Origin of the sequence: Nonomuraea turkmeniaca (assembly GCF_005889735.1) — a bacterium.
Classification (GTDB): domain Bacteria; phylum Actinomycetota; class Actinomycetes; order Streptosporangiales; family Streptosporangiaceae; genus Nonomuraea; species Nonomuraea turkmeniaca.
The window spans coordinates 1-13,206 of the sequence record NZ_VCKY01000275.1; the positions used below are offsets into that span (position 1 = coordinate 1).

The window sequence follows — 13,206 nt, forward strand, 5'->3', positions numbered from 1 at the left end:
AGGGAGCACAGGGGATGCGCCCGTACCGGTGAAGGGGGTGGAGAAGGCGACGTCGGCCAGTTTGGCGCGGGCCGACAGGGCGACTGTCTCCGCGCCGCGCCGGGAGCGGACAAAGGCGAGCGTGCGGATGTCCGCCAGGACGAGGTCCGCCAGCAGATCCGCTGCCTCCGCCGTCGCCGTACGCCGCACAGGAGCCCCTCCCTCGCCCCGTAGCTCCGTCAGGGGCGGCTCCCAAAGCGCGATGGTGGTAGACCCCTTGGGAGAGGCGTCCACGGTCACCTCGTCCATCTCAAGCCCCGTCAGCCTCATCGCGAACGTCCCGGGCTCGCTGGCCGTCGCCGAGGCGAGCAGGAAGGTGGGACGCGACCCGTACCGGGCGCAGACCCGGCGCAGGCGGCGCAGGATTTGGGCGACGTGGGAGCCGAAGACGCCGCGGTAGCCGTGGCACTCGTCCACGACGATCAGGCGGAGCCGGCGGAAGAACGCGGACCACTGGGCGTGGCGCGGCAGAATCCCCCGATGGAGCATGTCTGGATTTGTCAGGACATAGTTGGCGTGTTGGCGTACCCACGTCCGCTCCTCGAACGGCGTGTCGCCGTCGAAGCAGGCGGCGCGCACCTGCGTGATGCGCAGCTCACGCAGCCCGCGCAGCTGGTCGGCGGCCAGGGCCTTGGTCGGCGTCAGGTAGAGCACCGTGCCGCCGTCGAGACATGAGGCGACCGCGGGAGTGAGGTACGCCAGCGACTTCCCCGAAGCCGTCCCTGTGGAGATGATCACGTTTCGGCCACGAAATGCCAGGTCGGCGGCCTCGTATTGGTGAGGCCAGAGTCCTGTTACCTCGCGGTTCGCCAAGCGCGTAACAAGTACTTCTGGCGTCCATTTGGGCCATCGGGCTTGACCCGCCTGACGTGCTGGAACATGCTCCACATGGGTGACACGCTCATGACGTGCGGGAACACTGAGCAGGTGGCGGAGGAGTGGACCTGCGCGTTGTGGGGAGGATGCCGAGGAAGTCACTGTTTCCAGTCTTGCATCGATGGGCAAAGTCGCCGGGAATCGTGATTTCGTATAGACACAAGCCAGACGCGTGGTTGAATGCCCACGCGTCAAGGTCGGACAGTCTGGGGCCAGACTCCAGATTGCCAGGCCGGCAAGAGTACTTTCGCAGGCGAGGCGCTGGAGGATCTGTGGATCTGAAGTTGGATCACCACAACGAGGACCGACTCACCATCGTCGAGGTCGAGGGTGAGATCGATGTCTACACCGCGCCGAGATTGCGTGAGCTTCTGATCGACCTGGTGAACAAGGGTAACTTCCACCTTCTCGTCAACATGGAGAAGGTCGACTTCCTCGACTCCACGGGTCTCGGCGTCCTGGTCGGAGGGCTCAAGCGGGTACGCGCGCACGATGGCTCCCTCGAGCTGGTCTGCACGCAGGAGCGCATCCTCAAGATCTTCCGGATCACCGGTCTGACCAAGGTCTTCGGGATCTACGCTTCGGTCGACGAGGCCAAGGAAGCTCACGGCAAAGACAAGTAGCATGGCTACCGTCGAGCTGACGTTCAGCGCCCTTCCCGCGCATGTGCGGACCGCACGATTGGTCGCCACGGCGATAGCGCGCCGCACCGGCGTGGAGGAGTCCCTGCTGGACGAGGTCAGGCTCGCCGTGGGTGAGGCGTGCTCCCGGGCAGTGGAGGCGCACCGCGCTCACTGTCCGGGCGAGCCCATTCGCATCGAGCTGCGTGACGACGCCGGGCGCTTCGAGGTCACGGTCAGCGATCATGCCCCCAGCGATGAGGTCCAGCAGGAGAAGCCTCTCGACCTGGGGATGCTCTCCGACTCGTTCATGACGGGTTTCGGTCTCGCCGTCATCTCGGGACTCGCCGACGACGTGGAGGTCTTTCCCACCCCCAAGGGCACTGACATCCGCATGAGCTGGCCCGCCGCAGGCATCCCTACTTCATAGTTCTCCCTTCCTTTCTTTACGGTGGCCCAGCCCGGCGCCACCCGCCGCACGGGGCTGAGGCCTGTCCAGGGAGACGCTTCTGACCCGTTCAGTGGCGGGCCGCCCTTACGGCGCCACGGGCACCATCGCCTCAGTACAGGCGTGGGCCGTGGGCTTCGTCTCCATCAAGGCGTGACCGAGGACTTCGGATCGTCCACGGTCACGCCTTGCTTGTACGCGCTTTCCGACACCGGGTTTCGGATGTCCACATCATGGCCTTGTCATGACCGTAAACAGGGGGAAATTTCGGTTGTCAGGGTGCAAACCAGGGCACGGGCAGGGGATTACTGGACGCGTGCACAATTAGTGACCTTCGGAGCCTTCATATCCGTTCACTGCCTGCGTAGACTCCCGGCACCGGCCAAGGTGATCCGGCGGAACGCGGATTCAACCGGAAGCGGCACCCACAACCCGGATGGTGCCGCAACACCCGCCGAGGTAGCCGGGAGGCACCGCCCGGGCAGGACGACCGGTCTTGCCGAGGAGAACGATGAGCAGGCACATGCTGGCACTGGAGCCAGCGTCCAATCTGGCCCTGAGCGCAAACAATCTCACCATCGTGATCGTGGTCGCCGCGGTCGCACTGATCGCACTAGCCGTCGCCGGCGGCCTGGTGCGCGAAGTGCTGTCCGCCGGCCAGGGCACTGAACGCATGCAGAACATCGCCCGTGCCGTACAAGAAGGCGCGGCAGCTTATCTGGCGCGCCAGTTCCGCACGTTGGCGATCTTCGTCGTCATAATTCCCTTCCTGCTGCTCCTGCTACCCGGGGAGATGGACGTCCGCATCGGGCGGTCGATCTTCTTCGTGGTCGGGGCGGTGTTCTCGGCGCTGACCGGGTTCATAGGCATGTGGCTGGCCGTGCGCGGGAACGTCCGCGTCGCCGCCGCGGCCAAAGACTCGGGCGAGAAGCGCGCCATGCGCATCGCGTTCCGCACCGGCGGCGTGGCCGGAATGTTCACCGTGGGCCTCGGCCTGCTGGGCGCGGCCGTGGTCGTCTTCATCTACCAGGGCGACGCGCCCGGCGTGCTCGAAGGATTCGGGTTCGGGGCGGCGCTGCTCGCGATGTTCATGCGAGTCGGCGGCGGCATCTTCACCAAGGCCGCCGACGTCGGCGCCGACCTGGTCGGCAAGGTCGAGCAGGGCATCCCCGAAGACGACCCGCGTAACGCCGCCACCATCGCCGACAACGTGGGCGACAACGTCGGCGACTGCGCCGGCATGGCGGCCGACCTGTTCGAGTCGTACGCGGTCATGCTGGTCGCCAGCCTCATCCTCGGCAAGGCGGCCTTCGGCGAGCAGGGGCTGATCTTCCCCCTGATCGTCCCGATGATCGGCGTCATCACGGCGATCATCGGCATCTTCGTCACCCGGATGCGCGACGGTGACCGCAACGGCATGGCCGCGATCAACCGCAGCTTCTTCATCTCGGCCGCGATCTCGGCCGTGTTGGTCACCGCGGCGGCCTTCTGGTACCTGCCCGCCGACTTCAGCGGCCTGACTGGCTCGGTCATCCAGTCCGACGCCGACCCGCGGCTCATCGCCATCGGCGCCGTCCTCATCGGCCTCGTGCTGGCCAGCGCCATCCAGCTGCTGACCGGCTACTTCACCGAGACCACCCGGCGTCCCGTACGGGAGATCGGCGAGAGCTCGCGCACCGGCGCCGCCACCGTCATCCTGGCCGGCATCAGCGTCGGCCTGGAGTCGGCCGTCTACTCCGCGCTGATCATCGCCGGCGCGGTCTACGGCGCGTTCCTGCTGGGCTTCGGCAATGTGACGCTCGCGCTGTTCGCGGTGGCCCTGGCCGGCACCGGCCTGCTGACCACGGTCGGCGTCATCGTGTCCATGGACACCTTCGGCCCGGTCTCCGACAACGCCCAGGGCATCGCCGAAATGTCCGGTGACATCGACGGCGAGGGCGCCCGCGTGCTCACCAGCCTCGACGCCGTCGGCAACACCACCAAGGCGATCACCAAGGGCATCGCGATCGCTACGGCCGTGTTGGCGGCGACCGCGTTGTTCGGCGCCTTCCGCACCGCCGTGGAGAGCGAGTTGGCCAAGGCGGACGCGGGAATCAAGGATGCGCTGGGCATCTTCCAGAACTTCAGCCTCGGCATCGACAACCCGAACGTCCTCGTCGGGCTGATCATCGGTGCCGCGGTCGTGTTCCTGTTCTCCGGCTTGGCGATCATGGCGGTCGGACGGGCCGCGATGCGGGTCGTCTTCGAGGTGCGAGAGCAGTTCCGCAGCAAGCCCGGCATCATGGACGGCACGGAGAAGCCGGATTACGGGCGCGTCGTCGACATCTGCACCCGCGACTCGCTCCGTGAGCTGGCCACGCCTGGTTTGCTCGCCGTCATGACGCCGATCGCGGTCGGCTTCGCTCTCGGGTACGCGCCGCTGGGCGCGTTCCTGGCGGGGGCCATCGCCTGTGGCACGCTGATGGCGGTGTTCCTGGCGAACTCCGGTGGGGCCTGGGACAACGCCAAGAAGCTGGTCGAGGACGGGCACCACGGCGGCAAGGGGTCGGAGGCGCACGCCGCGACGGTCATCGGCGACACGGTCGGCGACCCCTTCAAGGACACGGCCGGGCCTGCCATCAACCCGCTCATCAAGGTGATGAACCTGGTGGCGCTGCTGGTCGCGCCCGCGGTGGTGCTGTACGCGGGCAACCCGGTCCTGCGGATCGTCATCACTGTGGTGGCGGTGGCCGTGGTGGTCGTCGCCATCGTGGTGTCCAAGCGGCGGTCGGCGACCAGCGAGCCGGCCAACGACAACAATCGCGAGCACGAGCCGGTCGCGTCGTAGCACCGCTCCACGCTCTGAGACACCCGCTCTCCCTTCGTGGGGGGCGGGTGTTTCGCGTCGCGGGGCGCTTGGTTCCCTCAGCTCCCTCGGCTCTCGACGGCTGCTCGCCGGTGGCCGGCCGCCATGTCGCGCAAGGCGCACGGCACGGCGCAAAGTGCACGGCGTTAGCGTTAGGCGTACGGCGCGGCGCAGAGCACGGCGCGCGACGAAGGCGCCCGAGTACGCGGTGCTGTGCACGAAGGCCATCAGGCCATCGGCCTCGGCCATCGGTCACCGGTCGGCCGGAAGGCCAGTCCGGTGGGCGGACGTGGCACTGAGGCCCCTTGGTGGGAAACTGAGCGCGTGGAAGATGACAAGCAGCCCAGCGGCGGAAAGACCCTGGGCCTCATTCTGCTGGCCATGCTCGTCATCCTGGCCGTGGTTGTCGCATTGGCCATCTGGGCTTCGAGGACAGGGTGATCCGGTGCGGACGTTGATCGTGCTGCGGCATGCGAAAGCAGCCCAAATCCCCGGCCTGGCGGACCGGGAGCGGCCGTTGACCGACCGCGGGGAGCGGGACGCCAAGCGGGCGGGTGACGAGATCCGGGCGGCCGGGCTGGAACCGGACGTGGTGCTCTGCTCGCCGGCGCTCAGGACCAAGCGCACCGCCGAGATCGCCTTCCCCGAGGCGGAGATCAGCTACGAGCGCGACATTTACGAGGCGTACCCGGAGGAGCTCCTGGAGCTGGTCCGCCGGTCGGATCCCGAGCTGGGCACCGTGGTGTTGTGCGGCCACAATCCCGGGGTGCACGAGCTGGCCTTGGGCCTGGCCGGAGGCGACTACGTGTTCCGGCCGGGGGCGTTCGCGGTGATCCGGGTGGAGTCGGCGTGGGCGGACCTGTACCCGGGGGAGGGCCGGCTCATGGCGCGCTGGGACCCGAAGGTGGGCTAGCGCAAACAAGCCGCGGGCTGGCCAAGAACCAGCCGCGGGCCAGCCGGCAGAACCAGCCAATTGCCAGCCGGCAGAACCAGCCGACAGCTAGCCGGCCGTGAGCGCGCCGTCCTCGGCGTCCGCCGCCTCCACCTCGTCCCGCGAGATCCCCAGCAGGTAGAGGATCGAGTCCAGGTACGGCGTGTTGACCGCGGTGTCCGCGGCCTGCCGTACGACCGGCTTGGCGTTGAACGCGATCCCCAGCCCGGCCGCCGCGATCATGTCCAGGTCGTTGGCCCCGTCGCCGATGGCCACGGTCTGGGAGATCGGCAGGTGGGCCTCGCGCGCGAAGCGCTCCAGTGCCCGGGCCTTGCCCGGCCGGTCGACGATCTCGCCGACGACCCTGCCGGTCAGGCGCCCGTCCACGACCTCCAGGACGTTCGCGGCGGAGTAGTCGATGCCCAGCTCATCGACCAGTCCGTCGGTGATTTGGGTGAAGCCGCCGCTGACGATGGCGAAGCGGAAGTCGAGGCGCTTCAGAGTCCGCACCAGCGTACGGGCGCCGGGCGTGAGCACGACCTCCTTGCGCACGTGCTCGAAGACCTCGGCGGGCAGCCCCTCCAGCAACGCGACCCGCTTGCGCAGCGACTCGGCGAAGTCCAGCTCGCCGCGCATGGCCTGCTCGGTCACTCTGGCGACCTCGTCCAGGCAGCCGGCGTGCGCCGCCAGCAGCTCGATGACCTCACCCTGGATGAGCGTCGAGTCGACGTCCATGACGATCAGCCGCTTGGCTCGCCGGGACAGGCCCGTGCGCTGCACGGCCACGTCCACTTCCTGGGCGGCGGCCTCGGCGGCCAGCTCCACCCGCAGGGCGTCGGGGTCGGCCCCCGAGACGGACAGTTCGATGCAGGTGACGGGCCACTGGGCGAGACGTTCGATGCGGTCGATGTTCGCGCCGGCGGCGGCGATGCGCCCGGCGATGCCCGCGATCGCGGCGGGCTGGAGCGTGGCGCCGAGCACGCTGACCGACAGGCGGCCGCGGCGGCGCTGCTCCTTGGCCTGGGATCCGGTGGAGAGCTCGACCTCCATGCCGAGGTCCTCTGCCACCCGCTCGACGGCGGTCCACATGGCTCCGAGTGTGGTGCCGGTGCCGGTCGACGGGCCGCCCGCGTACGTGACGAGCACGCCGAGCGTGAGCCGGCTCCGTATGACGACCTGCTCGATGTCCGAGACCGTCACGGGGAAGCCGGAAAGGACGGAGAAGAGACGCGACGTGACACCGGGACGGTCGGGGCCGGTCAGGGTGATCAGGAGGGTGCGCTGCTGGTCCACATCCAGTCACGGTACTGGGCCCGGCCCGATGGTCGCGCAGCAGGTACGCCATTCGGGCCGGGCACGGGTCAGCGAACGACCTTGGTCTTGACCTTCTTGTTGAAGCCGAAGCCGGGGACGCCGAGCCGGTCCAGCTCCTCCTTGCTCATGTCTTCCATGCCCTGGTCGACGTTGTAGGTCACGATGCCGACGTTCGCCGTCTGGGTGCCCTTGGCGCTCTTCTTCAACGTCGCATAGAAGGTGATGCTGACCGAGTCACCCACCTCGATGACTTCGGTCGCCGGGCAGTAGAACACACGGGCCGACGCGAGCCCACACCTCATCTCGGAGTGATTCGAGATGTAACGGACCTTCTTCACGTCGATGCCCTTGGGGAACTCGCCGCCGAGGAACCACGAGTCCGCGTAGTGCGGGCCCTTGTTGGTGGCGACGATGGTGTACTTGATCTTCCCGCCGGCCTTGACCGTCTTCGGCGCCGACACCTTGACCGCGAAGGCGGAGTACGGATCGGCGGCCTTGGTCGCGGTCGTGGTGGTGGTGGTCGTGGTGGCGGCGGAAGCGGGAACAGCCGGGATGAGCAGGGCGCCGGCCAGCACTGCCAGCGTGGCGACCTTAGGAAGGGAGTTGCGCATCAACGTCTCCGGTGAGGAATTGGGCACGGGGACGTACAACGCCAAGCCCCCGTAAATGTCGGCTGTTCCTATCACAATGGCAAAATCTATGTAAAGCCTATTTCTTCAGTATCAAGTGTGTGTCGCCGAACTCGTGCCACAGATACCCCTCCCGTAGCGCCTCCTCGTACGCCCGCGCCAGCGCCTTCTCGCCCGCCACCGCGGTCAGCATCAGCAGGTGGCTGGAGCGCGGCTCGTGCAGACCGGTGATCAGCCCCGTGACGGCCCGTACGCCCCGCTCTGGGGTGACGACGTGCCTGGTCCAGCCCGCGGAAGCGGCCACTTGCCCGTCCGCGTCCACGGCCGTCTCCAGAGCTCGTACGACCGTCGTGCCCGCCGCCACGACCCGGTTCCCGTTCTGGTGGGCCAGGTTCACCAGCCGCGCGGTCGAGGCCGGCACCTCGTACCGCTCCGCGTACGGCGGCTCGTCCTTCTCCGGCGAGGCGACCCCCGTGTGCAGCGTGATCGGTGCGATCCCGACGCCGCGCGCCACCAGCGCCGTCACGAGATCGGCGGTGAACGGCCGCGCCGCGCTCGGCATCTCCGCGCTGCCCGGCACGGTCGCGAACACGGTCTGATAGGCGTCGATCGGCCAGTCGCGGTCCACGTAGGAGTAGCGGATCGGCACCCCGTGCGCACGCAGGTAGACCTCCACGTCCCGATCCAGCTCCGCCCGCCACAACCGCGGCGTCTCCCGCTCGATCAGCCGCAGCGTGGCCCGCCCCGGCAGCGGCAGCCACTCACCGGCCTCGCCCCCGCCGTACGGCTCGGACGACTTCGTGGTACGCCGGCGCAACTCGACGAGCCACGTGCCGTCCTCGCGCGCGGTGGAGAAGTGCACCGCCAGCCGGTCCAGCCGGACGGCGGCGGGCAGCGTGGCCGAGTTGTTCACCACGATCAGGTCCCCGGGGTCGAGCAGCCCCGGCAGCTCCGCGAACCGGCGGTGCTCGGGCTCCAGGTCGCCCCGCGAGACCATCAGCCGAACCGCGTCCCTGGACATCCCCCTGGCCTCGGGCGGCTCGTGGGCCGACAGGCCGGGCGGCAGCACGAAGTCGAGTGCCGGCGTGGTCATTGCAGGCTCACTTTTCCGCCGGCCGGCCGGGAGCTCACCAGGTCATGCAGCGCGGCGGCCACCTTGGCCGGGTCGGACGCGGCGGCCGCCTCCTCGGCGCCCACCGCGGCGGCCAGCATGCGGGTGTTCATCTCGCCGGGGTCCACCCACCAGACGCGCACGGAAGGCTCTTCGGCGGCCAGCACGTTCGACAGCTGCTCCAGGGCGGCCTTGCTCGCGCCGTAGCCGCCCCAGCCCTCGTACGCGCCGGTGGCGGCGTCCGAGGTGACGTTCACGATGGCGCCGTGGGACGAAGCGCGCAGCGCCGGCAGCGTGGCCTGGATGAGGGCGAGAGGAGCGGTCACGTTCGTCTCCAGCAGTGCGCTGAACGCCTCCAGCGGGTATGCCGCCAGCGGCGGCAGCGGCGTCACGCCCAGGTCGCTGGCGTTGTTGACCAGCAGGTCCAGCTCCGGGGCCGCCCGGGCCAGCCGCTCGACGTGCGCAGGGTCGGCCACGTCACCCGGGATCGCGGTGGCGCCCAGCTCGGCGGCGACCCGCTCCAGGTCGTCAGCCCCGCGGGCGGTGAGGACGAGGTTCCAGCCGGAGGCTGCCAGTGAGCGCGCCAGCGCGAGGCCGAGGCCGCGGGAGGCGCCGGTGATGAGTGCGGTGTTCGTCATGCTTTGACGCTAAGAACGCGACGGCCGCCTGACATCGGGCTGAGGACCGGTCCGGGCCTGGGCACATCGTCCTAAGACCCTGGCCCCCTGGCCATAGAGTGGTCCCGTGACGGCCGACCGAGACGAGATCTTGCAGGCGGTGAGCTCCGCGGTGCTCGCGGTCACCCGCCATCTGTCGGTCCGCGAGGTGCTGCAGGTCATCGTACGCTCGGCGCAGCGGCTGCTCGACGCCCGTTACGCCGCGCTCGGCGTGCCCGACGAGGACGGGTCGTTCGCCGAGTTCGTCGCCGAGGGCATCACTGACAAGCAGTGGGACGCCATCGGGCCGCTGCCCAGGCAGCATGGCATGCTCGGCGCGATGCTCCGCGAAGGAGCCCCCGTCAGGCTGCCTGACCTGCGCGAGGACCCCAGGTTCGAGTGGTGGCCGAAGGCGCATCCGGTGATGAAGGACTTCCTCGGCGTCCCCATCCGCGACAGCGAGCAGGTGCTCGGCATCATCTTCCTGGCCAACAAGCGCACGCCCGGAGGCGGCTTCACGCAGGAGGACCAGGACCTGCTCACGTTGTTCGCCGCGCACGCCGCCATCGCGCTGACCAACGCCAGGCTCTACGAGCGGGGCCGTGAGCTGGCCATGCTGGAGGAACGCAACCGGGTGGCCAGGGAGCTGCACGACGCCGTCACGCAGAAGCTCTTCTCGCTCCGGCTCACCGCCCAGGCCGCGGGCGCGATGTTGACGCAGGACCCAGGCAAGGCGGCCGTCGAGATCGAACGTGTCCAGCGCCTGGCCGGCGAGGCCCTGTCGGAGCTGCGCGCCGTGATCGTGGAGCTGCGCCCGGCCGAGCTCGACCGGCACGGGTTGTCCGAGACGCTGCGCAAGCACGTACGCATGCTCGACCGGCTCCATCCGTCCCTGGTCGTGTTCGAGTGCGCTGAGCTGCCGCCGCTGGATCCGGCGGTCGAGGTGGCGGTTTTGCGGGTGGCCCAGGAGGCGCTGCACAACGCGCTCAGACACTCCGGAGCCGGCCGCGTCCTCGTACGGCTGGCTTATGAGGACGGCAAGCTGGCGCTGACCGTCAGCGACGACGGCAGCGGGTTCGAGCAGGCGGAGTCGCGCGGGCTCGGGCTGGTGTCGATGCGGGACAGAGCCGAGTCGGTCGGAGGCGCGCTGACCGTCGAGTCGGCCCCCGGCCAGGGGACGACGGTACGCGTGGAGGTGGGCGTTTGATCCGGGTGCTGATCGCCGACGATCACCCAGTGGTGCGGCAGGGGCTGCGGACGTTCCTCGACCTGCAGGACGACATCACGGTCGTCGGCGAGGCCGGCGACGGCGAGCAGGCAGTCGGGCTGGTCGCGGAGCTGGCCCCCGACGTGCTGCTGCTGGATCTGAAGATGCCGGTGCTCGACGGGCTCGGCACGCTGGAGCGGCTGTCCGGCACCACGACCAGGATCGTCGTGCTGACGTCGGTGAGCGATCGCGGGGACGTGGGCCCGGCGATGCGCGCGGGCGCGTCCGGGTTCCTCTACAAGGACGTCGACCCGCCCGCGCTGGTCCAGGCGGTCCGCGCCGTACACGGCGGGCAGGTCCTGCTCGCGCCCGAGGCGGCCGAGGCGATGTTGTCCTCGGGAGGCGCCCCGGACGTGCCCGCCGCGGTCCCGCTGACCGACCGCGAACGCGAGGTCCTCGCGCTCATCGCGGCCGGCCGGTCCAACAAGGAGATCGCGAGGAGCCTGGCCGTCGCGGAGAAGACGGTCAAGACTCACGTCTCCAACGTGCTGATGAAGCTGGGCGTGCAGGACCGCACCCAGGCCGCGCTGTACGCGGTACGGCACGGCCTGGGGTGAGGGTCAGGTGTCCTTCTTCTTGTTCGACTCGACGTGGCTGGACGGCGGGTTGTACTCCTTGACCGGGGGCGGCGGCGTGTAGTTCCGCCCCGGGCGCGGCGGGCTGACGATCGTCGTCTTGGCCGTCTTGAGCCAGTGGTAGCCCTTGATGCCGAGGCGCTTGAGCTCCGCCTCGCTCATGTTCTCCATGCCCTGGTCCACATCGAACGACAGCACGCCGACGCGGGCTTTCGCGGTGCCCTTGGTGCCCTTCTTCAGCGTCACCTGGAAGTTGAGCCAGTCGGTCTTGCCCTTCTCCAGGCGGATCGGGCCCCAGCACCAGAACCAGCGGTCTTCCCAGGTGCACTTCGTGCCCTTGGGGCCGCCCCAGCGCAGGGTCGGCACGACGCCCTTCGGCACCTCGCCGCCCATCCAGTAGTAGTCGGCGTAGTGCGGGCCCAGGTTGGTCGCTTTGACGTAATACGTGATCTTTCCACCGCGCTTGGTGCGCTTGGTGTGCTTGACCGAGATCTTGAAACTCGAGTACGGCTTCATCCCCGCGGCAGCGGTGTTCGTGGTCGTTGCGGGCGCCGCGGCGGTGGCGGCGCTGACCTGGGCCGGCGCCGCCAGGGTGCCGGCGGCGAGTCCGCCGGCTAAGAACAGGCTGAAGCTTTTGCGCATGTGACGGCTCCCCGTACGGTGCTGGAAATCCCCGATCATCTCCACGATTATTGCGGAGGGCAAATTTTTCGCAAAGAGCGATGATCTTTCGTGACCTGGGATGGCTTGCGGGGGTTTGCACGGGCCCATCACGCTTGTGATCGGGGGATTAGCACAAGGGGGAGGACCAGGTGCCGGAAACGCACCCCTTACAGCAGGGTGATCCGCGGACGCTGGGCATCTACCGGCTGCTCGGCCGCCTGGGCAAAGGGGCGCAGGGGATCGTCTTCAAGGGGGAGGCGCCCGACGGGCGGCTCGTGGCGATCAAGCTGCTGAACACCCGGCTCGACAAGCCTGGGATAGATGGCGAGCGCTTCATGCGCGAAGTGGCGGCGGCGCGCAGGGTCGCCCAGTTCTGCACCGCGCAGGTGCTCGGCGCCAACATGGACGGTGAGCAGCCGTACATCGTGAGCGAGCTGGTCGACGGCGTGTCACTGCAGGTCGTGGTGCAGCGGGACGGGCCACGCGAGGGAGGTGCGCTGTATCGGCTGGCCGTCGGTACGGTGACCGCGCTGGCCGCCATCCACCGGGCCGGGATCGTGCACCGGGACTTCAAGCCGAGCAACGTGTTGATCGGCAGCGACGGGCCTCGGGTGATCGACTTCGGCATCGCCAGGGCTCTGGACTCGGCGATGACGATCAGCAGCGGGGTGGTGGGGACGCCGGCGTACATGTCGCCCGAGCAGATCTCCGCCGAACGGGTCGGGCCCGCCAGCGACATGTTCAGCTGGGGTCTGACCATGGTGTTCGCGGCTACGGGGCGGCCTGCGTTCGGGCAGGACAGTTTGCCTGCGGTCATCTATCGGGTGATGAACGAGGAGCCGGATCTGTCGGTCTTGCCCGACGATCTGCGGCCGATCGTGCAGGCTTGCCTCAGCAAGCGGGCCGAGGATCGGCCTACGGCGGCTGACGCGCTGTTCGCGCTGCTGGAGAACCAGGGGGAGACGCCCCGGCTGGACGACGAGGTGGCCCTCACGACCGGCTCCCAACTCGCCGCCGAACAGAGCACTCCCCACAGTCCCGCCTCCGGCCCTGCACCGACCCCCGATCCGGGCCTGGGGCCCACGCCGGTCCCCGGCCCTGCCGCTGCCCATGGCCTCGGAGCCGCCGCCGGTCCTATGGCGCCTCCGCCCTCCGGCTGGGCCAGCCCGGAAGGCCCGCCTCCGGCCGCCACTTCCGGACCGCAGGCCTCCGGCCTTCGGGCTGCCGGGGCG

Annotated in this window: 13 protein-coding genes; 7 read left to right on the forward strand and 6 right to left on the reverse strand. The window is 69.0% G+C overall.

Annotated elements, in window-relative coordinates:
* Positions 1-777, reverse strand: a 777-nt coding sequence (locus tag ETD86_RS46595) for a DEAD/DEAH box helicase (RefSeq protein ID WP_342779352.1), incomplete at its 3' end; no start/stop codon positions are given.
* A 410-nt stretch (positions 778-1,187) separates the two neighbouring features.
* Between ETD86_RS46595 and ETD86_RS46600 the strand changes: the two genes are divergently transcribed.
* The 4 genes from ETD86_RS46600 to ETD86_RS46615 all read left to right on the forward strand — a co-directional run bounded on the left by ETD86_RS46600 (position 1,188) and on the right by ETD86_RS46615 (position 5,741).
* Positions 1,188-1,538: an STAS domain-containing protein gene (locus tag ETD86_RS46600; protein WP_020542579.1), complete on the forward strand. Its 351-nt coding sequence runs from the start codon at positions 1,188-1,190 to the stop codon at positions 1,536-1,538.
* A gap of 1 nt (position 1,539) precedes the next feature.
* Positions 1,540-1,965 (forward strand): ATP-binding protein, encoded by a 426-nt coding sequence (locus ETD86_RS46605; protein ID WP_138673050.1) that lies wholly within the window; start codon positions 1,540-1,542, stop codon positions 1,963-1,965.
* A 529-nt stretch (positions 1,966-2,494) separates the two neighbouring features.
* Positions 2,495-4,810: a sodium-translocating pyrophosphatase gene (locus tag ETD86_RS46610; protein WP_138673051.1), complete on the forward strand. Its 2,316-nt coding sequence runs from the start codon at positions 2,495-2,497 to the stop codon at positions 4,808-4,810.
* Positions 4,811-5,273: 463 nt separating this feature from the next.
* On the forward strand, positions 5,274-5,741 hold the full coding sequence (locus ETD86_RS46615) for a SixA phosphatase family protein (RefSeq protein WP_246149331.1): 468 nt from the start codon (positions 5,274-5,276) through the stop codon (positions 5,739-5,741).
* An 87-nt stretch (positions 5,742-5,828) separates the two neighbouring features.
* On the opposite strand, the gene serB is transcribed toward ETD86_RS46615, so the two are convergent.
* The 4 genes from serB to ETD86_RS46635 form a co-directional block, all read right to left on the reverse strand.
* A complete protein-coding gene (gene serB, locus ETD86_RS46620) occupies positions 5,829-7,052 on the reverse strand; it encodes a phosphoserine phosphatase SerB (RefSeq protein WP_211370740.1) in 1,224 nt (407 codons plus the stop codon).
* A gap of 68 nt (positions 7,053-7,120) precedes the next feature.
* Positions 7,121-7,759 (reverse strand): DUF11 domain-containing protein, encoded by a 639-nt coding sequence (locus ETD86_RS46625; protein WP_138673053.1) that lies wholly within the window; start codon positions 7,757-7,759, stop codon positions 7,121-7,123.
* Positions 7,760-7,781: 22 nt separating this feature from the next.
* The gene (locus ETD86_RS46630) at positions 7,782-8,795 is read right to left on the reverse strand and encodes an S-adenosylmethionine:tRNA ribosyltransferase-isomerase (RefSeq protein WP_138673054.1); all 1,014 of its coding nucleotides are present in this window, start codon (positions 8,793-8,795) and stop codon (positions 7,782-7,784) included.
* Positions 8,792-9,451: an SDR family NAD(P)-dependent oxidoreductase gene (locus ETD86_RS46635; protein WP_138673055.1), complete on the reverse strand. Its 660-nt coding sequence runs from the start codon at positions 9,449-9,451 to the stop codon at positions 8,792-8,794. The genes ETD86_RS46630 and ETD86_RS46635 overlap by 4 nt, the downstream gene beginning before the upstream one ends.
* 106 nt (positions 9,452-9,557) lie before the next feature.
* Between ETD86_RS46635 and ETD86_RS46640 the strand changes: the two genes are divergently transcribed.
* Positions 9,558-10,676: a GAF domain-containing sensor histidine kinase gene (locus ETD86_RS46640; RefSeq protein ID WP_211370741.1), complete on the forward strand. Its 1,119-nt coding sequence runs from the start codon at positions 9,558-9,560 to the stop codon at positions 10,674-10,676.
* A complete protein-coding gene (locus tag ETD86_RS46645) occupies positions 10,673-11,293 on the forward strand; it encodes a response regulator (protein WP_138673056.1) in 621 nt (206 codons plus the stop codon). Before ETD86_RS46640 ends, ETD86_RS46645 begins: the two co-directional genes overlap by 4 nt.
* 3 nt (positions 11,294-11,296) lie before the next feature.
* On the opposite strand, the gene ETD86_RS46650 is transcribed toward ETD86_RS46645, so the two are convergent.
* Positions 11,297-11,953: a hypothetical protein gene (locus ETD86_RS46650; protein WP_138673057.1), complete on the reverse strand. Its 657-nt coding sequence runs from the start codon at positions 11,951-11,953 to the stop codon at positions 11,297-11,299.
* Between the two features lie 170 nt (positions 11,954-12,123).
* Here ETD86_RS46650 and ETD86_RS46655 point away from each other — a divergent pair.
* Positions 12,124-13,206 (forward strand): serine/threonine-protein kinase (locus tag ETD86_RS46655; RefSeq protein ID WP_138673058.1); only part of this gene is annotated, 1,083 nt, incomplete at its 3' end.